Here is a 20,171-nt window from a genome sequence, read left to right as displayed (position 1 = left end):
AGCCGGATGCACCCCGCGACACCGGGCCGCGAGGGTCCGATGGTTTCTCGGGCGCGCGGCCAGTTCGCCTTGAAGCCGCCTGCAAAAGGCGTACCCTCGACAGCGGTCACAGCTTAGCGCGGATCGCGATCAATCGGACCCACGACGTGGTTCGGATTGATCGCGTGAATCCGCGCTAAATTTAAGAATCGCAGCCGATTATCGCGACAAACTGAAATCGCGCCGCGATTCCGGTTTGTCGCAATCGGCTGTATGTAACCAGTGGTCGGGGGAAGTCATGAGTACACGTAATTTGGATCGCCTCTTCGCGCCGACCTCGGTCGCCGTCGTCGGGGCGTCCAACCGGCCGCACACCGTCGGGGCGCTCGTGATGCGGAACCTGCTGCAGGGCGGGTTCGAGGGGCCCATCATGCCCGTGCATCCGCGCAACCAGGCGGTCGCCGGCGTGCTGGCCTACCCGACCGTGGAGGCGCTGCCGCTGACCCCCGACTTGGCGGTGGTGTGCGTGCCGCCAAGCGCCGTGCCCGGTGTCATCGAGAGCCTGGGCGCGCGCGGCGGCCGCGCCGCCGTCGTCATCACCGCCGGCCTGGGCCAGGTTCGCGACGACGACGGACGCACCGCGCAGGAGCTTATGCTGGAGGCGGCGGGGCGCTACGGGGTGCGGCTGCTCGGGCCGAACTGCGTCGGGCTGCTGGTGCCGGGCCTGAATCTGAACGCCAGCTTCCTGCACGAGCCGGCCAAGCCCGGCAAGGTGGCCTTCGTCAGCCAGTCGGGCGCCCTGTGCACGGCGGTGCTGGACTGGGCGTCGCCGCGCGGCATCGGCTTTTCCCATTTCGTCTCGCTCGGCGACAACCTCGACGTCGACTTCGGCGATACCATCGACTATCTGGGCACGCACCCCGACGTGCGCGCCATCCTGCTGTACATCGAGGCCATCCGCGACGCCCGCAAGTTCATCTCGGCGGCCCGTGCGGCCTCGCGCAACAAGCCCGTGCTGGCCATCAAGGCCGGCCGGGTGGCCGAGGGGGCGAAGGCCGCCGCCTCCCACACCGGCGCCCTGGCCGGGGCAGACCACATCTACGATGCCGCCTTCCGCCGCGCTGGTATCCTGCGGGTGTACAACCTCGAAGAGCTGTTCGAGGCGGTGGAGACGGTCGCCCACCAGCGCCGCCTGAACGGCGAGCGCCTGGCGATCCTGACCAACGGCGGCGGCATCGGGGTCATGGCCGTCGACGACCTGATCGACATGGGCGGCACGCTGGCGCCGCTGTCGGAGGAGACCATCGGCAAGCTGGACGCGGTGCTGCCGCCGACCTGGTCGCACGCCAACCCGATCGACATCATCGGCGACGCCCCCGGCAAGCGCTACACCGACGCGATGGAAATCCTGTTCCGGGCCCCCGAGGTCGACTCGGTTCTGGTGATGCATGCCCCCACGGCCATCAGCAGCCCGGACGAGATCGCCGAAAAGGTCATCGCTGCCGCCAACAAGAACAAGCGCGCCCATGTCACCACCTGCTTCGTGGGCGAGGGCGCGGTGGCCAACGCGCGGCGCATGTTCACCCAGGCATCGATACCGACCTACGAGACCCCGGACCAGGCGGTGCGCGCCTTCATGCACACCGTCACCTTCGCCCGCAACCGCAAGATCCTGATGGAGACGCCGCCGTCCCTCCCGGTCGAGTTCACGCCGGCCTCGACCACGGCGCGGCTGATCATCGAGGCGTCGATGGCGGGTGACCGGCTCATCATGAGCGAGCCCGACGCCAAGGCCGTGTTCGCCGCCTACGGCATCCCCACCGTTGAAACCCACATCGCCCGCGGTCCCGACGAGGCGCGCGAGGTCGCGGACCGCATGGGCTGCCCGGTGGTGGTCAAGATCCTGTCGCCCGACATTACCCACAAGTCGGACGTCGGCGGCGTGGTGCTGGACCTGAACACGCCCGAGGAAACGGAACTCGCGGCCCAGAACATCCTGGAGCGCGTGGGCCGCACCTATCCCGAAGCCCGCATCGAGGGCTTCACGGTGCAGAAGATGATGCGCCGTCCCGGCGCCCACGAACTCATCATCGGGGTGACCACCGATCCGGTGTTCGGCGTGGTCATCCTGTTCGGCGAGGGTGGCACCGCGGTCGAGGTGATCGCCGACCGCGCGGTGACGCTGCCGCCCCTGAACATGAACCTGGCCCGCAACCTGATCGAGAGCACGCGGATCTACAAGCGCCTTCAGGGCTATCGCGACCGCCCGCCGGCGGACCTGGACGCCATCTGCCTGACCCTGATCAAGGTGTCGCAGCTGGTCAGCGACGTGCCGGAGATCGTCGAACTCGACATCAACCCGCTGTTCGCCGACAGTCGCGGCGTCCTGGCCGTCGACGCCCGCATCCGCCTTGATCCGACGCAGACGCGCGGGCCGCACCGCATGGCCATCCGGGCCTACCCCAAGGACCTGGAGGAGTGGTTCACCATGACCAACGGCGAGCGGGTGCTGCTGCGCCCGATTCGCCCGGAGGACGAGCCCAAGCACTACGAGTTCGTCTCACGGCTGACGCCGGAGGACATCCGCTTCCGCTTCTTCGGCCTGGTCAAGGAACTGCCGCACGACCAGATGGCCCGCCTGACCCAGATCGACTACTCCCGGGAGATGGCGTTCATTGCCCGCGCCGATCACGACAAGGACGGCGAGGAGGAGACCCTCGGCGTGGTGCGCACGGTCACCGATGCCGAGAACGAACGCGCCGAGTTCTCCATCGTGGTCCGCTCCGATCTCAAGGGCTCCGGACTCGGGGTGGCGCTGCTGGAGAAGATGATCCGCTACTGCCGCGGGCGCGGCACGCGCCAGATGGTCGGCCAGGTGCTGAAGGACAACACGCGCATGCTGCACTTCTGCGAGAACCTGGGCTTCCGCCGCGATCGCATGGTCGAGGAAGACGTGGTCGAACTGGTGCTGGACCTGCAGGAGGTGCCGGAACGCTCGGCCCATGACGGCCGTCCCGCCGGATCCTGACCGGGCGCAGCCATCGCAGGCAACGCGGGCGTTACCGCGACGTCGTCGGACCGGGTGACGGGGGTGACGGGCTTGGAGCGGCCCTGGCCGCGGCCCCATTCGATGCCTCCTGGGCCCGAACCACGGCGGGTCGCCACAGCGTTCCGCCGTCCCAGCGCCGCGCCAACAGGAGGCCGGCCCCGAGGGCGCCGGCGCTCAGGGCGGTGCCGAGCAGGAACGCCGCGCCGTCGGCACGGGCATAGAGCCATCCGGCGGCCATCATCGCGACCCCCAGCAGCGCGCCCATCGCCAGCGCCGAGTACAGGCCCTGGGCCCGCACGGCGTGGCTCTGCGGCACCGCGCGGGCCACGAAGTGCATGGCCCCCAGATGGGCCGCGGCGAAGGTGAGGGCGTGCAGGCCCTGGACCGCGAACAGCGCCCCCGGATGCGTCGTCGCCGCGGTGACCGTCCAGCGCAGCAGCCCGCCGCCGGCGGCGACCAGCAGCAGGCCCATGGGGCCGAGACGGGCCAGCGCCCGGTTGCTGACCGCGAACAGGCCGATCTCGGCCACCACGCCAACGGCCCACAGCAGGCCGATGGTGGTCTCGGACAGGCCGGCGGCGCGCCAGTGCAGGGTGGAGAAGCCGTAGTAGGGGGCATGGCTGGCCTGGGCCAGGCCGGCACAGGCCAGGAACAGGACGAACCGGGGCTCGCGCAGCAGTCGGCCGAGGCCGCCGCCGGACTCCGGACCGGGGGCGCGTGGGTCGCGGTGGCCGTCGCCGGGCAGCAGCAGCGTGGCCGCCAGGGTCAGCACCAGGGCGCCCAGGATGCCGGCCGGGACGATGGCCACCGAAATGACGTCCAGCGCCGCGCCGGCGCCGATGGCGGCGACCATGAACGTCAGCGACCCCCACAGCCGCATACGGCCGTAGTCCGCCCCGGTCGTGCGGACGAGTCCCAGTGCGATGGTCTCGGCCAGCGGCATCAGCGCGGCGAGGCAGGCCGTCGCCGGCACCGCCAGCAGCAGCAGGGGCCAGAACCCCGTTTGCGGCGTCAGGGCCAGGAAGCACACCAGACTCGCGACCGCCAGCGCCACCATGGTCGGTTTGCGTCGGCCGGTGGCGTCGACCCAGTGCCCGACGACCGGGTTGACGAGCACCTTCGACCACTGGCTGGCGGCCATGACAACGCCGATCTCGACCGCGCCCAGGCCCCGGCTCTCCAGCCACGGCGGCCAGAACGGCATCAGGATGCCGATCACGGTGAACATGGCCCCGTACTGGAGGCCGACACGCACGGCGGGAGTCGGGCTCCGGACGGGCATCACGGGCACGCGCATGCGGGCGGCGGCATCCTCACCCGAGCGTGAGGGGCAGGCGGCGCAGGCGCGTGCCGGTGGCGGCGAAGACGGCGTTGGCGACCGCCGGTGCCACCGTCGGCACCCCTGGCTCTCCGACACCGGTCGGCGGCTCGGTCGACGGCACGATATGGACCTCGACCTCGGGCATCGCGGCCAGCCGCAGGACCTCGTAGTCGTGGAAGTTCGACTGTTCCACCACGCCCTTGTCGTCCAGCGTCAGCCGGCTGCGCAGGGCGGCAGACAGGCCGAAGGCGCTGCCGCCCGCGATCTGGGCGCGGATAATGTCGGGATTGACCGGCACCCCGCAGTCCACCGCGCAGACCAGCCGGTCGACCGTGAAGCCCCCGTCGGTGGCGGTCACCTCGGCGACGTGCGCGACGTAGCTGTTGAACGACTTGTGCACGGCCACGCCGTGGCCGCGGCCCGGCTCCATCGGCAGGCCCCAGCCGGCCTTCTCCGCCGCCAGCGCCAGCACCCGCAGCAGACGCGGCTGGTCGCGCAGCAGGTCCATGCGCAGGATCAGCGGATCGGCGCCGGCGGCATGGGCCAGTTCGTCCACGAAGCTTTCGACCGCGAACGCAGTGTGGGAATGCCCGACCGACCGCCACCACAGCACCGGAACCGGGGACGTCGGCGAATGCAGGTCGCCCATGACATTGGGGACGGCGTAGGCCAGGTCGGACACACCCTCGACCGAGGTGCCGTCGATACCGTCCTTCACGAACACGGACTCGAACGGCGTGCCGGCCATGATGGACTGACACACCACGCGGTGGCGCCACGCCACCGGCCGGCCGGTGGCGTCGAGCGCCCCGGTGACGGCGTGGAGCGCCATGGGCCGGTAGAAGCCGCCGCGGATGTCGTCCTCGCGGGTCCAGATCAGCTTGACCGGGGCTTCGATCCCCTGGTTGGTCAGGCCGCGGGCGATGCCGGCGACCTCGCGCAGGTAGTCGCTGCCCACGGAGGCCCGCCGCCCGAAGCTGCCGCCGGCGAACACCGTGTGCAGGGTCACCTGATCGGGGCGCAGACCGGCCGCCTCGGCGATGTTGAGGACGTCGAAAGTCTGGGTCTGGGAGCCGGCCCACACCTCGATGCCCGAGTCGGTCAGGCGGGCCACCGCGCTCAGCGGCTCCATCGGGGCGTGGGCCAGGAACGGCACCGTGTAGCGCGCCTCGACGACGCGCGCCTGGGGCTCGGTCAGCGCGGCCAGGGCGTCGCCGTCGTTGCGGAAAACGGTGCCCGGCGTCTGCGCCAGCGACTCGTAGTCCTCCAGCATGGCCTCGGATCCGGTCGTGACGGCGGCGCTGTCGTCCCAGGCGATCTTCAGCGCCTCGCGCGCCTTCTGGGCCTGCCAGAACGACTCGGCCACCACCGCGACACCGTTCGGCAGCCGGACCACGGCGCGCACGCCGGGCATGGCGCGGGCGGCCTCGGCGTCGAGGGTCCGAAGCGTGGCGCCGAAGCGGGGCGGGCGCCGCACCAGCGCGGTCAGCATCCCTTTCAGGCGGACGTCGATGGCATAGACCGCCCGCCCGTCGGTCTTCTCCGCCGTGTCCGGGCGGGGCAGGGCGGTCTGGCCGATCAGCCGGAAGCGGTCCGGAGCTTTTAGGTCCACCGTCTGCGGATCGGGCGGCGTCAGCCGGCCGGCCGCGTCGGCCATGGCGCCGAAGGACGCCTCGCGCCCGCTGCCGGCGTGGCGCAGCACACCCGCTTCCACGGTGACGGCGGCGGCCTCGACGCCCCACGCCTCGGACGCCGTGTGCACCAGCATGGCGCGCGCCACGGCGCCGGCGCGGCGCATCTGCTCGAAGGCGTTCGCCAGCGAGGTGCTGCCGCCGGTGCCCTGCACCGGTCCCCAGAACAGGTTATTGTATCGGGTGGCGTCGGCCGGCGCGTGCTCCGGCCGGATCTGGTCCCAGGCGGCATCCATTTCCTCCGCCACCAGGGTGGCCAGGCCGGTGAACACGCCCTGGCCCATCTCCAGATGCTTGATGACGACGGTGACGGTGTTGTCGGGGGTGACCCGGATGAAGGCGTTGGGGGCGAAGGGGGCATCCCCCGCGTCCTTGGCGGCGGCCACGTCCTGGGCGGGCGCCGCGCCGCCGGGCAGCATGAGGGCGAGGGTCAGCCCCGCCCCCACGCCAGCGGTGACGCGCAGCAGGTCGCGGCGGCTGGGACGAAGGCCGGCGGTGGCGGTGCCCGGGGTGGGCCGGTCGAGACGGTGCACCATGGCGCTACCCCTTCTCTGCGGGCGCGGTGTCTGCGGCTGCGGTGCCCAGGGCGCCGGCGGCGGCGTGGATGGCGGCCCGGATGCGGTCGTAGGTGCCGCAGCGACACAGGTTGCCGTTCATCGCCGTGGTGATGGCGTCGTCGTCGGGGGCCGGCTCGCGTGCCAGCAGCGCGACCGCCTGCATCACCTGGCCCGGCTGGCAGTAGCCGCATTGGGCGACGTCCGCCGCGATCCAGGCGGTTTTGACGGCGTCGGCCACGGGACCGGACAGGCCCTCGATGGTGGTGATCTCGGCGTCGACCAGGTCGCCGACGTAGGTCTGGCAGGCCCGCACCGCCTGGCCGTCCACATGAACGGTGCAGGCGCCGCACTGGGTGATGCCGCAACCGTACTTGGTGCCGACGAGCCCGAGCGTGTCGCGCAGCGCCCACAGCAGCGGGGTGTCCGACGGAATGTCCAACTCCTGCACGGAGCCGTTGATCTTCAGGCGCACCATGGCGGCTCCTTGGGAACGAACCACGACAAGGGAACAGGGACCGAAGCGATCATCCCCCACAGATAGACCACCCGACCGCTCGGACAAAGGGGGGCGTGCGACCGGGCCGTGCGTGCGGCGGCTGCCCCTTTTGCGGCCGCGCGCTTTCGACTATCAGGGGGGCATCACTCTATCACCGGGAGGACGGACAATCCCATGGCGAACACCCCGCGCAAGTACGAGGAGCACCTGGACAAGACGCCCGCGAACTACGTGCCGCTGACGCCGTTGCAGTTCCTGGACCGGGCCACGCTGGCCTATCCGGACAAGACCGCGGTGATCCACGGGGCGCGGCGCTACACCTGGCGGCAGACGGCCGAGCGGGCGCGCCGGTTGGCCTCGGCGCTGGCCAAGCGCGGTATCGGCAAGGGCTCGACGGTGGCCGTGATGGGCTCCAACACGCCGGAGTTGTACGAGGCCCACTTTGGCGTACCGATGATCGGGGCGGTGCTGAACGCGCTGAACGTGCGCCTGAACGCCGAGGAGATCGCGTTCATCCTGGAGCACGGCGAGGCGGAGATCCTGATCACCGACCGCGAGTTCTCGCCCACCGTCAAGCGGGCGCTGGCGCGGCTGAAGGACCCGATCCCGGTGATCGACATCGACGACCCGGAGGCCGGCGGCGTCGGCGAACTGCTGGGCGAGACCACCTACGAGGCGCTGCTGGCGGAGGGGGACCCGGACTTCGCCTGGAGCGGCCCGGCCGACGAGTGGGACGCCATCTCGCTGAACTACACGTCCGGCACGACCGGGAACCCGAAGGGCGTCGTCTACCACCACCGCGGCGCCTATCTGAACGCGCTCGGCAACATCGTCACCTGGACCATGCCGCACGAGTCCGTCTACCTCTGGACCCTGCCCATGTTCCACTGCAATGGCTGGTGCTTCCCGTGGACCATGGCGGCCCTGGCCGGCACCAGCGTGTGCTGCCGCAAGGTAAACGCGCAGACCATCTACGACGCCATCGCCACGCACGGCGTCACGCACTTCTGCGGCGCGCCGGTGGTGCTGGGCTTCCTCATCAACGCCAAGGACTCTGAGAAACGGGCGTTCGACCACACCGTCAAGGTCATGACCGCTGCCGCGCCGCCGCCGGCCAGCGTGTTGGCGCGCATGCAGGCGGACGGCTTCCACGTCACCCATGCCTACGGTCTGACCGAGGTCTATGGTCCGGCCACCGTGTGCGCCTGGCACACCGAGTGGAACGACCTCGACATGGAGGAACAGGCCCGCCTCAAGTCGCGTCAGGGGGTCCGCTACGTGGTTCAGGACGGCATGATGATCGCCGACCCGGAGACCCTGGAGCCGGTGCCGTGGGACGGCGAGACCATGGGCGAGGTGTTCTATCGCGGCAACATCACCATGCGCGGTTACCTGAAGAACCCGGAGGCGACCGAGAAGGCCCTGGCCGGCGGCTGGTTCCACACCGGTGACCTGGGCGTGGTGCATCCGGACGGCTACATCCAGCTCAAGGACCGCTCCAAGGACATCATCATCTCGGGTGGCGAGAACATCTCGTCCATCGAGGTGGAGGACGTGCTCTACCAGCACCCGGACGTCGTGGCCTGCGGGGTCGTGGCCCGGCCGCACGAGAAGTGGGGCGAAACGCCGGTGGCCGTGGTCGAGCTGCGCGACGGCGCGACGCTCACCGAACAGGACCTGGTGGCCTTCTGCCGCGAGCACCTGGCGCACTACAAGTGCCCGCGCGACATCCTGTTCGACGAGTTGCCGAAGACCTCCACCGGCAAGATCCAGAAGTACCGCCTGCGTGAGCACGTGCGACGGCTGATCGCGGCGGGCGAGGCGTGACGGCCCGGCCGGCCGCCGGCGATCCCGGACTCCTGGTCCGCCTGACGCTGCTGGGCGCGGCGTCGCTGACGGTGATGGCGGGGGCGACCATCTCGCCCTCGCTGCCGGCCCTGTACGATCACTACGGCGACGAGCCGGGCGTGGCCTTCCTCGCCCGGCTCGTCCTCACCCTGCCGGCTCTGTTCATCGCGGTCTGCTCGCCCCTGGCCGGGTTCGTCGTCGACCGCCTCGGGCGCAAGCCCGTCATCACCCTCGGCGCCGTCCTGTACGTGCTGGGCGGGACCACCGGGCTCTACGTGGACAGCCTGACCGCGATTCTGGCGGGTCGGGCCGTCCTCGGGGTGGCGGTCGCCTGCGTCATGACGACCACGATCACCCTCATCGGCGACTACTTCCGGGGCGAACGCCGGGTTCGCATGATGGGGCTCATGTCCGCCTTCATGTCGTGGGGCGGCGTGGTGTTCGTGCTGCTGGGCGGGGCCATGGCGGAGCTACACTGGCGCGGCCCGTTCGGGGTCTACCTGGTGGCGTTGGCGCTGCTGCCGTTCCTGGTCTTTGCGCTGTGGGAGCCGCCCCGCCACGGCGGCCCGCCGCACGGAGGGGGCGCCGATGCAGAGCCCGCGGACGGCCCGGCGCATCCGGACTGGCCGTTGATCGCCCTGGTCTATTTCGCCGCCTTCATGCTGAACGTCACCTTCTACATGGTGCCCACCCAGGGGCCGTTCCTGCTGCGTGACCTGGGGGTGGTGGCGCCGTTCGCGGCCGGCTTCGCCATCGCGGCGATGAATGTGGCGGGCGGGATCGGCTCGCTCCAGTACGGTCGCCTGCGCCACCACGTCGGGCCGTCCGCCGCGTTCGGGGTATCGTTCGGGTTGATCGCCGGCGGCTTCCTCGGGGTGTGGGTGTCTCAGGAGACCGTCAGCTTCATGCTGGCGCTGGTGCTGGTCGGGCTCGGGGTCGGCAGCACGTTTCCCAACATCACCACCTGGCTGATGAGCCTGGCGCCCGCACACCTGCGCGGGCGCCTGGTCGGCGGCTCCACGATGAGCATCTTCCTGGGGCAGTTCCTCTCGCCGGTCTACAGTCAGCCTCTGGTGTCGGCGGTCGGTCCGTTCGCCGCGTTCGGGGTGACGGCCGCGGTGCTGGCGCTGGTCAGCCTGGGGTTCTGGGGGCTGGCGATGCGGGCGCGGCTGCGGGCGGCGCGCGATCCGGTCACGTGACCGGATCGCCGGGGTCTGTGCCGTGCCGCAGCACCGCGTCGAGATTGTCCAGGGCGCGGAAGCCCATGGCGGTGCGCGTCTCCACCGTGGCGCTGCCCAGATGCGGCAGCAGGAAGGTGTTGGGCAGCGCCCGGTAGCCCGGATGCACGTCCGGCTCCCCGGCGTACACGTCCAGGCCGGCGGCGGCGATCTGACCGCTTGCGAGGGCGGCGATCAGGGCGTCGTCGTCGACGATGCCGCCGCGCGCGGTGTTGACGACGATGGCCCCGCGCGGCAGCCGGGCCAGGCGGTCGGCGTTCATCAGGCCGGTGGTTTCGGGTGTCGCCGGGCAGTGCAGGCTGATCATGTCGCAGTGCGGCAACAGGGCCTCGATGGTGTCGTGGAACACCGCGCCCTGCTCCAGGTCCGGCGGTAGCCGGCGCCGGTTCTGGTAGTGGATCGTCATGCCGAAGGCGCGGGCGCGCCGGGCCACGGCGCGGCCGATCCGCCCCATGCCGACGAGCCCCAGGCGCTTGCCGGAGACGTGGGTGCCCATCATGTGGGTGGGTGTCCAGCCGGTCCAGGCGCCGGCGCGCATCAGCGCCTCGCCTTCGCCGGCCCGCCGGGCCGCGCCCAGCAGGCACAGCATGGCGATGTCGGCGGTGGCGTCGGTGAGCACGTCGGGCGTGTTGGTCACCACCACGCCGCGGGCGCGGGCGGCGTCGAGGTCGATGTGCTCGAAGCCGACCGAAAAGGTCGCGATGATCCGCACCGAGGCGGGCAGGGCGGCGATGACGTCGGCGGTGACGGCGTTGCCCGGCGCGACCAGCAGGCCGTCCGCTCCGGCGGCGTGCGCGACCAGGGCGTCGCCCCCCAGCGGCGGCACGTCCACGGGCGCGAGCCGGGCCTCGTAGTCGCGCGCCGCCCGCGCCTCCACCGCCTCCGGCAGCCGGCGGGCCAGCGCCAGTACGGGTCTTGCTGTCATCCTCTCCTCCCTGGACACGATATCGGACGCCGCGCCATCATGGCCGCCCGGCCCGGCGGCGCAAGGCGTCGGGTGGCCCAATGGGAGGGGAGGCAGAACGCATGACGGTGAGCCCGGACAGCACCCACGTGGGGTTCGTCGGAGTCGGGATCATGGGCCGCAGCATGGCCGGGCACATCCAGGCCGCCGGCTACCCGCTGCACGTCACCACGCGCTCGCGCGACAAGGCGGCGCCGCTGATCGAGGCCGGGGCCACCTGGCACGACGATCCGGCCTCGCTGGCCGCCGCCTGCGACGTGGTCATCACCATGGTGGGCTACCCGGCGGACGTCGAGGCGGTGTATTTCGGGGTCGACGGCCGGCCCGAGACCGGTCTCCTGGCCACCCTGAAGCCGGGGGCCGTGGCCATCGACATGACCACGTCGGCGCCCAGCCTGGCCCAGCGCATCGCGGCCGCGGCGGCGGAACGCGGGGCGGCGGCCCTGGACGCGCCGGTGTCGGGGGGCGACGTGGGCGCGCGCAACGCCACCCTGGCGATCATGGTCGGCGGCGACGCGGCGGCCTTCGAGACCGTGCGGCCGCTGTTCGACCTGATGGGCCAGACCGTCGCCCTGCTGGGGCCGGCCGGCGCGGGCCAGCACAGCAAGATGGTCAACCAGACGGTAATCGCGGGCACCATTCTTGGCGTGGCCGAGGGCCTGGCCTACGGCCAACGCGCCGGACTCGACCTGGAGCAGGTGCTTGGCGTCATCGGCGGCGGCGCGGCCGGCGGCTTCCAGCTCAACGTTCTGGGCAAGCGCATGGTCGACGGCGATTTCGCGCCCGGCTTCTACGTCCACCACTTCATCAAGGACATGGGCATTGCGGCCGGCGAGGCCGAGCGCCTGGGGCTGGACCTGGAGGTGCTGGCCCTCGCCAAGACGCTGTTCGAACGGTTCGCCGCCGAGGGCGGGCGCGAGGACGGCACCCAGGGCATTTACAAGATGATCGCGAAGGCGTAGGGGCGCGCCAGACCCTGACCGCGCCGGCCCCGGCGCGGTCCCGCCAACCGGAGATCCCCCATGGAGTTCAGCGGCGAGTACCGCATTCCCGCGTCGCGTCCGGTCGTCTGGGACGCCCTCAATGATCCCGAGGTTCTGAAGGGCTGCATCGACGGCTGCGAGAGCCTGGAGAAGGTCTCGGACACCGAGTTGAAGGCCCGTGTGAAGGCCAAGGTCGGCCCCGTTTCGGCCAGATTCAATGGCATGGTCACGCTGTCCGAGATCCAGGCCCCGGAGAGCTACGTCATTTCCGGTCAGGGGCAGGGCGGGGCGGCTGGCTTCGTCAAGGGCAGCGCCCGCGTCACCCTCACCGAAGCGGACGGCGAGACCGCCACCGTGCTGCGCTACGAGTCGACGGCCACGGTGGGCGGCAAGCTGGCCAGCGTGGGCGGCCGGCTGGTGCAGGGCGTGGCCAACAAGACCGCCGACGACTTCTTCCGCTGCCTCTCCGAGCGGGTCGGCGCGCCGGCGCCCGAGGCCGTGGCGCCGGGGCCGGCACAGCCGGTGGGCGAAGCGGTGCCCGCCACGCTGCCCCCGGCCCGCGTGCCGCCGGCCGAGCCACCGCCGCCGCTTCGGATCCCGCTCGGGCCGCGCACGATCACGGTGGCGGCGGGCTGGAGCCTTCTGCTGCTGGGCGGCCTGCTGGCCCTGCTGGTCGTGTGATCCTGCGGGGCGCACCGCTGCCTCCGGTCGGCCCTTGGCCCTCCCTGTCCTCGCCACAGTCTTCGTTAACGCTCGGTCGGTAAGGTTCACGGGATGGCCGGAGGGCTGGGCGATGCGTTTTCGGACGGGATTTCTCCTGCGTGTGGTTGTGGGGGGCGTCATGACCGCGGCCCTGGCGGGCTGTGTGACGCCCGCCGGGACCAAGAAGGACGACCCGCCGCCGCGGACGGCCCCGCAGCCGCCGCGGGCGGAGGCAGACGGAGGCTGGTCGATGCAGCGCTTCGCGGTGGGCGATTCCATCGCGGCGGTCCGGGCGGCGCTCGGTCCGCCGACCGTCAGCCGTGACCTCGACAACGACTCGCCCTGGACCATGGGGGCCTCGGTCGTGGAGTACGGCTTCGCGGACCCGGTGCTGCGGCTGGAGGGCGAGCCCGGCGGGGCGACGGCGCCGCCGGCGCGCGCGGTGCAGTTCGTGGTCGATCCGGGGGGCCGGGTCCTGCGCCTGCTGCGCAATCCGAACGCGCCCGGACCTGAGTCGCGTCGCACCCTGCGCGGTCCGGCCGGCCCGGCCCATGCCGTGCTGGTGCCGCCCGGCGCCACCCCGCTGCCGCCGTTTCCCGACCAGGAGCGCTGACCATGACCACCTACGTGGGCGCCCAGCACGCCACCTATCCCTACAGCGCGGTGGTCTACGTCAGTGTCACCTACGACAGCGGGCAGAGCTTCTCGGGCACCGGCTTCATGGTCGGCCCCAACGACGTGCTGACCGCCTCGCACGTGGTCTACGACGCCCTGCTGGGCGGTGTGGCGGACGCAATCACCGTCACCCCGGCGCTGGACGCCGGGGTCGCCCCCTTCGGCGCGTACACCGCCGCGCGCGTCGACTACCTGCCGGTGGACGTCGACGGCGATGAACTCTTGAGTCGGGCCGACTCCGAGCAGGACTTCGCCGTGCTCGGCCTGACCAGCCGGGTCGGCGATCAGACCGGCACCTTCGGCCTCGACCCGGGGGCCGGGTCCGGGACCTACACCGTCACCGGATACCCCGGTGTGTACGAGACCAACGGGCAGCCGCGCATGACCGAAGACACCGGCGCCGTGCGCGAGGATGGCCTGACGGGCACGTTCAACTTCGTGTCGATCGAGACCAACCTGGGCAACAGTGGCGGCCCGCTGTGGTACCAGGGCGACGACGGTCCCTATGCGATCGGTCTGGTGTCCACCGGCGGCTGGGCCTCGGATGTCTGGAGCCAGTATGATCGCATCCTCGGGTGGATCGCCGGCAACGACGACCTGATCGCGGCGGCGACGCCTGACCCCACTCCCACCCCCGATCCGACGCCCACGCCGCTGCCGGACGAGCCGACCGCCATCGGCCCGTTCGGCGGACAGGGCGTCGACATCGCCTGGTATCTGGCGGCCAATCCGGACGTGGCGCAGGCGGGGATCGACCCGGTCGCGCATTACGAGTCGTTCGGCTGGCGCGAGGGCCGGGACCCCAACGCCTTCGTCGACAGCGACGGCTACCGCACGGTCTACGCCGACGTCGGCGCCGCCGGTGTCGATCCGCTGGCCCACTACATGACGTTCGGCTGGCGCGAGGATCGTGATCCGTCCGCCCTGTTCGACACCAGCGCGTATCTCGATCTCTACCCGGACGTCGCGGCGTTTCCCTACGGTCCCTTCGGCCACTATCTGCTGTGGGGGTACGATGAGGGGCGCACGGCCCCGCCCTCCGACGAGCCCGCCTGGCAGGCCATCGCCTGAGGCCAGGGGCGGTTGCACAGCCGAGCGGGCTTTTCCCGGACGGGTCCTGTCTCTATGATCCCGCCGCAATCACGATGCCTGCGCCGGCCCGGGGCTGCCCCGGGCCGGACGACGGGCCGCGCCAGGGAGGAGACAGGACCGCATGGATTTCCAGCTGACCGAGGACCAGACCCAGTTCCAGGACGTGGCGCGCGCGTTCGCCGCCGAGGAGATGGCGCCGCACGCGGCGCTGTGGGACGAGGCCAAGATCTTTCCCGAGGAGACGTTGCGTCACGCCGCGGAGCTCGGCTTCGCGGCCATCTACGTCAGGGACGACGTGGGCGGCTCCGGTCTCGGGCGGCTGGATGCGGCCGTGATCTTCGAGGAACTCGCGGCGGCCTGTCCGTCCACGGCGGCCTATATCTCCATCCACAACATGGCCTGCTGGATGATCGACCGCTTCGGCGACGATGCCCAGCGCCACCGGGTTCTGCCGGCGCTGTGCACCATGGAGCGGTTCGCGAGCTACTGCCTGACCGAGCCGGGCGCGGGGTCCGATGCCGGCTCGCTGAAGACCCGGGCGGTGCGCGACGGCGACGACTACGTGCTGACCGGCGAGAAGGCGTTCATCTCCGGCGGCGGCCGCTCCGACGTCTACGTGGTCATGGCCCGCACCGGTGACGACGGTCCCAAGGGGATCTCGGCGTTCGTGGTCGAGGCCGGCACACCCGGCCTGTCCTTCGGCCAGCAGGAACGCAAGATGGGTTGGAACAGCCAGCCCACGGCGGCGGTGATCCTCGACGGCTGCCGCGTGCCAGCGGCCAACCGCCTGGGTGCCGAGGGCGAGGGCTTCCGCATCGCCATGATGGGCCTGGACGGCGGCCGGCTGAACATCGGGGCCTGCTCCCTGGGCGGGGCGCGGGCGGCCATGGAGGCGGCGCTCCAGTACGCGCGCGAACGGCGCCAGTTCGGCCGGCCGATCGCCGACTTCCAGGCCAGCCAGTTCAAGCTGGCCGACATGGCCACCCAGCTTGAGGCGGCGCGCCTGCTGCTGCACAAGGCGGCGGCGGCGCTGGACGCGGGCGATCCGCAGGCGACGATGCTGTGCGCCATGGCCAAGCGGCTCGCCACCGACACGGGGTTCGCCGTGTGCGACGAGGCCTTGCAGATGCATGGCGGCTACGGCTACATCCGCGACTACCCCGTCGAGCGCATCCTGCGCGACCTGCGGGTGCACCGCATCCTTGAAGGCACCAACGAGATCATGCGCGTCATCGTTGGCCGCCGTCTGCTGGCCGGCGGCTGACCGGCGCGCCCCCGCCCCCGATCTGACCCCCGACCCGACCCCCGACCGGAGACCCCCGCATGCAAGAGCCGGAGATCCAGTTCGATATCCTGGACGGCCTGGGACGCATCCTGCTCAACCGCCCGAAGGCGCTCAACGCGCTGACCATCGGCAAGATCCGTGAGATGGACCGGACGCTCAGGTCCTGGGCCGCCGATCCGGGCGTGAAGGCGGTCCTGATCGAGGGGGCCGGCGACCGGGCGTTCTGCGCCGGCGGCGATATCCGCGCCCTGTCCGATGCGGCCAAGGCCGGCGACGATGCCACCATCGGCGCCTTCTTCCGCGAGGAGTACACCCTCAACCGCCTCATCAAGACCTACCCCAAGCCCTATCTCGCTGTCCTCAACGGCATCACCATGGGCGGCGGTGTCGGGATTTCGGTCCATGGCAGCCATCGCATCGCCACCGAGACCACGGTGTTCGCCATGCCGGAAACGGGCATCGGCATGATCCCGGACGTCGGCGGCACCTATGCGCTGCCGCGTTGTCCGGGGGCGATCGGGATGTACCTCGGGCTGACCGGGCACCGGCTGCGGGCCGACGACTGCCTGTACGCGGGTCTTGCGACACACCGCGTGCCGATGGCCCGGCGGGGCGACCTGGAGGACGGTCTGCGGGCGGCGCTGCCCGGCGCCGACACGCCGGACGCGGTGCGGCACCGTATCGACGCGGTGCTGGCGGACCTGGCCGAACCGGCGGGCGCGCCGCCCCTGGCGGCCCACCGGGCCGATATCGACCGTGTGTTCGGCCTCGACGGGGTTGCGGCCATGCTGGCGGCCCTCGACGCCATGGGGCCGGGCTGGGGCGCCGACACCGCGGCGGTGTTGCGCGCCAAGGCCCCGACCGCGCTGGCGGTGGCCGTCCGCCAGCTTCGACAGGGCCGCGACCTGGACTTCGACGCCTGCATGCAGCTCGAATACCGCCTGGTGCGCCGCATCACCCGGGCGCCGGACTTCGTCGAGGGGGTGCGGGCCGTCATCCTGGACAAGGACAATACGCCGCGCTGGACGCCGGACCGCCTGGAGGCCGTCGACCCGGCGGCGGTCGACGCCTACTTCGCCCCCCTGGCGGACGAGGACGACCTGCGCTTCGACTGAGAGCCTGGGCGGCACCACGGACAAACAAGAGACGACGGGAGGAGACCCATCATGGCGACCATCGGATTCATTGGGCTCGGCAACATGGGCGGCCCGATGCTGGCGAACCTCGTGAAGGCCGGGCACACGGTGCGTGCCTTCGACCTCTCGGAGGCGGCGCTGGAGCGGGCCGAGAGCGCCGGGGCCGGTCGCGCCGGGACGATCGCCGAGGCCGCCGCCGGGGCCGAGGTGGTGGTCACCATGCTGCCGGCGGGCCAGCACGTGCGCGGGGTTTACACGGGCGAGGGCGGCGTGATCGGCGCCGCACCGGCCGGCGCGCTGCTGATCGACTGTTCGACCATCGACGTGGACAGTGCGCGCGCGGTGGCGGCGGCGGCGGCCGACGCCGGCCTGCGCATGGTGGACGCCCCGGTGTCCGGCGGGGTCGGCGGCGCCGAGGCCGGGACCCTTACCTTCATGGTGGGTGGTCCCGACGAGGCCGTGACGGCCGCGCGCCCCATCCTGGAGTGCATGGGCAAGGCCGTGGTGCACGCCGGCGGGCCGGGCACCGGTCAGGCCGCCAAGATCTGCAACAACATGATGCTGGGCATTCAGATGCTCTCGGTCTGCGAGGCGTTCGCGCTCGCCAAGCGGCTCGGGCTCGACGCCCAGAAGCTGTTCGACGTCAGCTCCAAGGCGTCCGGGCAGTGCTGGTCCCTGACCACCTACTGCCCGGTGCCGGGACCGGTGCCGACCAGCCCGGCGAACCGCGACTACGCCCCCGGGTTCACCGCGGCGATGATGCTCAAGGACCTCAAGCTGGCGCAGCAGGCGGCGGCGGCCGGTGAGGCGGCGACTCCCCTGGGGGCGGCGGCGGAGGCGCTTTACGCCCTGTTTTGCAACCAGGGTGAGGGCGACCGCGACTTCTCCGGTATCATTCGGATGATCGACGGACAAAGCCAGGGCTAGGGCGGATCACACGGCATTGGACCTGCTCGCAGGCTCCAATGCCGTGCGTGACCCCGCCCTGCCTCAGACGGCGTCGTCTGTCGGCGCGAACACGTGGTCAACGCGCGACGTCGGGGCCGAGACGAGGCTCCGGCTTCGGGCAAAGGTCTGGATCGGGTGTGGACACCGGCCGGGGCATGCGCATGATGAAGGCATCGGGACCCCAGGCGGACCCCGCGACACGGGGGAAAGGTGTGCGCGAAATCCTTTTCGAACTGGTCTACGAAGGGGCCTATGTGCGCGTCTCGGCGATCGACCCGGCCACGAATACGGAGGTGCGTCTGGTCGGGGACGCGCGCCTGCCCGAGTCCACCCTGAAGGCGAACGCGCGCCGCAAGTTGGAATATGTGCTGCGCCGCGATGGGAAGCTGCGGTAGGCGGCGGGAGGTCCCGCCGCGCGCCGGGGAGGCCCGGTGTCCGCCCCGGCGAGGCCGGGAGTCCCGTGTCGCGGCGGCCGGTCCGACGATCCTGCCATCAGGACGTGGATCGCCGGACCGCGTCGGTGCGCCGACGGCCCCGTGAGCAGGCACCCGTGGGGCAGGCACCCGTGGGGCAGGCACACCGGGGGGCGGGCACACCGGGCCCTATCTCAATTCTGCTCGCCTGCACCGGACTTCCGGCCGAGTCCAATCTTCTTGGCAAATTCCGAACGCTGGGCGGCATAGTTCGGCGCCACCATCGGATAGTCGGTGGAGAGGCCCCATTTGGCCCGATACTCGTCCGGGGTCATGTTGTAGTTGGTGCGCAGATGCCGCTTCAGCATCTTCAACTTCTTGCCATCTTCCAGGCAGATGATGTAGTCAGGAAACACTGATTTACGCACCGGAACGGCTGGCTTCTGGGCTTCGGTCTTGACCTCGCTCGGGGCCTGTCCGAGGCCGGTCAGAGAGGTGTAGACGGTCTGGATCAGCTCCGGGATCTGGCCGGCCGGTAGCGGGTTGTTGCCCACATACGCGGTCACGATGTTCACGGCCAGACGCAACATATCTTCGCGCGGCAGCGGTGCGTTGGACTCTTCCGTCATGACTTGCAGCTCTTCCCTCTTGATTGTTTGTCGTGCCATCCCTCCGCAGTGACACCGGCACGCGACCCCTCGCGTTCAAAGGGTTTATGCGGCGGTAACGCCGCGGTCAGGATGGTCGTGAGACGTATTGGCGTCACTCAAATATTCATTACTATACTCTGTCGCGGTAGACAATAATGAATACGCACCATCCTCAGCCGGGAATCGCTCCAGACCGGGCAGGCCCACATCGCGTTTCTCGGGCAACAATCGGCTGACCGCATTGGCATTGCGTCATATCCCGCTTACCGCCGCACGTTGCCTCAGCCCCTTGACGTCGCGTCGACAGGGTATGCGGAGACATGTCGGACATTTGTGTTCAGTGCCGCGGGTTCGAGACCGCGACCTGTATCACGATCGTCGGCCTGCGCCGTGGGGGAGGGCCGGACCGGCGGCGGCTCGGTCGGTGCCAGCGGTACGCATAGTGTTGCATTGGTATTTCCTGCCGAGATGTGGTAGCAACCACGTTCTAGAGGCGGGATGGGCCGGACGGGTCGGTCCCGGTGGGTGGCTGTCGCCCGGTCCGGGCCTGCGGCGCCCCAGGGCCCCCACAAGACAAGGCCCCCATAAGACCAAGCCAAGCGAGGGACGATGTGGCGGACGTGATTGCCCTGGCCTCGGATCATGGGGCGCTGGACCTGCGGGCGCTGGTGAGCGACCACCTGAAGACCCGCGGCATCGCGGTGCTCGACCTGGGCACGCACGGTCCGGAGTCGGTGGACTACCCCGATTTTGCGGCCCGGCTGGCGGACGTCGTGCACAGTGGTCGGGCGGCCCGCGGCATCCTGATGTGCGGAACGGGGATCGGGATCTCGATCGCGGCCAACCGGTATGCGTTCCTGCGCGCGGCCCTGGTGCACGATGTGACGGGCGCCCGTCTGTGCCGCGAGCACAATGACGCTAATGTGCTCGTGCTGGGTGGGCGCACGACCGGCCCAGAGGTGGCGCGCGACTGCGTGGACGTCTTCCTCGACACCGCCTTCGCCGGCGGGCGCCATGCCCGGCGCGTGGAAAAACTGGGCGCGATGCCGCCCCTGTAGAGCGGAGGCGGCGCCGGGCGCGCCGGCATCCCGCGATGGACACTCGGTCCCGCCGGCCCGCCGGGGGGACCCATGGCAACAAGGAC

General features: G+C 70.9%; 17 protein-coding genes. 12 read left to right on the top strand and 5 right to left on the bottom strand.

All coding sequences use genetic code 11. The features are described from left to right. Positions 1–277: 277 nt before the first annotated feature. Positions 278–3,007, top strand: coding sequence for a bifunctional acetate--CoA ligase family protein/GNAT family N-acetyltransferase (locus GGD88_RS03860; protein WP_184431895.1), 2,730 nt, complete (start codon positions 278–280; stop codon positions 3,005–3,007). A 31-nt stretch (positions 3,008–3,038) separates the two neighbouring features. Here GGD88_RS03860 and GGD88_RS03855 read toward each other — a convergent pair whose 3' ends face one another. Genes GGD88_RS03855 through GGD88_RS03845 form a run of 3 tightly spaced genes read right to left on the bottom strand, consistent with a single transcriptional unit; the run spans position 3,039 to position 7,072 of the window. Continuing rightward, positions 3,039–4,325, bottom strand: a complete 1,287-nt coding sequence (locus GGD88_RS03855; protein ID WP_184431893.1) for an MFS transporter — start codon at positions 4,323–4,325, stop codon at positions 3,039–3,041. A 16-nt stretch (positions 4,326–4,341) separates the two neighbouring features. Further along, positions 4,342–6,576 carry a xanthine dehydrogenase family protein molybdopterin-binding subunit gene (locus GGD88_RS03850; RefSeq protein ID WP_184431891.1) on the bottom strand — a complete coding sequence of 745 codons (2,235 nt, stop codon included), beginning with the start codon at positions 6,574–6,576 and terminating at the stop codon, positions 4,342–4,344. Between the two features lie 4 nt (positions 6,577–6,580). Next, positions 6,581–7,072 (bottom strand): (2Fe-2S)-binding protein, encoded by a 492-nt coding sequence (locus tag GGD88_RS03845; RefSeq protein WP_184431889.1) that lies wholly within the window; start codon positions 7,070–7,072, stop codon positions 6,581–6,583. 195 nt (positions 7,073–7,267) lie between these two features. Between GGD88_RS03845 and GGD88_RS03840 the strand changes: the two genes are divergently transcribed. Together GGD88_RS03840 and GGD88_RS03835 are read left to right on the top strand one after the other, a co-directional pair. Further along, on the top strand, positions 7,268–8,920 hold the full coding sequence (locus GGD88_RS03840; RefSeq protein WP_184431887.1) for an acyl-CoA synthetase: 1,653 nt from the start codon (positions 7,268–7,270) through the stop codon (positions 8,918–8,920). Next, on the top strand, positions 8,917–10,140 hold the full coding sequence (locus GGD88_RS03835; RefSeq protein ID WP_184431885.1) for an MFS transporter: 1,224 nt from the start codon (positions 8,917–8,919) through the stop codon (positions 10,138–10,140). The genes GGD88_RS03840 and GGD88_RS03835 overlap by 4 nt, the downstream gene beginning before the upstream one ends. On the opposite strand, the gene GGD88_RS03830 is transcribed toward GGD88_RS03835, so the two are convergent. Next, complete coding sequence (locus GGD88_RS03830; RefSeq protein WP_184431883.1) at positions 10,133–11,104, bottom strand: 2-hydroxyacid dehydrogenase; 972 nt, start codon at positions 11,102–11,104, stop codon at positions 10,133–10,135. The genes GGD88_RS03835 and GGD88_RS03830 overlap by 8 nt on opposite strands. A 101-nt stretch (positions 11,105–11,205) precedes the next feature. Here GGD88_RS03830 and GGD88_RS03825 point away from each other — a divergent pair, with 101 nt between their 5' ends. From GGD88_RS03825 to GGD88_RS03790, 8 genes are all read left to right on the top strand, one after another. Beyond that, entirely contained in the window at positions 11,206–12,105 is a 900-nt protein-coding gene (locus tag GGD88_RS03825) for an NAD(P)-dependent oxidoreductase (RefSeq protein ID WP_184431881.1), read from the top strand. A 60-nt stretch (positions 12,106–12,165) separates the two neighbouring features. Continuing rightward, entirely contained in the window at positions 12,166–12,807 is a 642-nt protein-coding gene (locus GGD88_RS03820) for an SRPBCC family protein (protein WP_184431879.1), read from the top strand. Positions 12,808–13,078: 271 nt separating this feature from the next. Then, complete coding sequence (locus GGD88_RS03815; RefSeq protein WP_184431877.1) at positions 13,079–13,441, top strand: hypothetical protein; 363 nt, start codon at positions 13,079–13,081, stop codon at positions 13,439–13,441. 2 nt (positions 13,442–13,443) lie between these two features. Then, complete coding sequence (locus tag GGD88_RS03810) at positions 13,444–14,574, top strand: trypsin-like serine peptidase (protein ID WP_184431875.1); 1,131 nt, start codon at positions 13,444–13,446, stop codon at positions 14,572–14,574. Between the two features lie 142 nt (positions 14,575–14,716). Next, positions 14,717–15,859, top strand: a complete 1,143-nt coding sequence (locus GGD88_RS03805; RefSeq protein WP_184431873.1) for an acyl-CoA dehydrogenase family protein — start codon at positions 14,717–14,719, stop codon at positions 15,857–15,859. A gap of 59 nt (positions 15,860–15,918) precedes the next feature. Next, a complete protein-coding gene (locus GGD88_RS03800) occupies positions 15,919–16,995 on the top strand; it encodes an enoyl-CoA hydratase/isomerase family protein (RefSeq protein ID WP_184431871.1) in 1,077 nt (358 codons plus the stop codon). A gap of 51 nt (positions 16,996–17,046) precedes the next feature. Next, positions 17,047–17,943 (top strand): 3-hydroxyisobutyrate dehydrogenase, encoded by an 897-nt coding sequence (gene mmsB / locus GGD88_RS03795; protein ID WP_184431869.1) that lies wholly within the window; start codon positions 17,047–17,049, stop codon positions 17,941–17,943. Positions 17,944–18,176: 233 nt separating this feature from the next. After that, positions 18,177–18,359 carry a DUF6898 family protein gene (locus GGD88_RS03790; protein ID WP_221237000.1) on the top strand — a complete coding sequence of 61 codons (183 nt, stop codon included), beginning with the start codon at positions 18,177–18,179 and terminating at the stop codon, positions 18,357–18,359. Between the two features lie 212 nt (positions 18,360–18,571). Here GGD88_RS03790 and GGD88_RS03785 read toward each other — a convergent pair whose 3' ends face one another. Further along, positions 18,572–19,006 carry a Ros/MucR family transcriptional regulator gene (locus GGD88_RS03785; RefSeq protein WP_184431867.1) on the bottom strand — a complete coding sequence of 145 codons (435 nt, stop codon included), beginning with the start codon at positions 19,004–19,006 and terminating at the stop codon, positions 18,572–18,574. 632 nt (positions 19,007–19,638) lie between these two features. Between GGD88_RS03785 and rpiB the strand changes: the two genes are divergently transcribed. Next, entirely contained in the window at positions 19,639–20,085 is a 447-nt protein-coding gene (gene rpiB, locus GGD88_RS03780) for a ribose 5-phosphate isomerase B (RefSeq protein ID WP_184431865.1), read from the top strand. Positions 20,086–20,171 lie beyond the last annotated feature (86 nt).

It is taken from the genome of Roseospira goensis (assembly GCF_014197795.1).
Classification (GTDB): domain Bacteria; phylum Pseudomonadota; class Alphaproteobacteria; order Rhodospirillales; family Rhodospirillaceae; genus Rhodospira; species Rhodospira goensis.
This window is presented reverse-complemented; position numbering and strand designations above follow the sequence as displayed.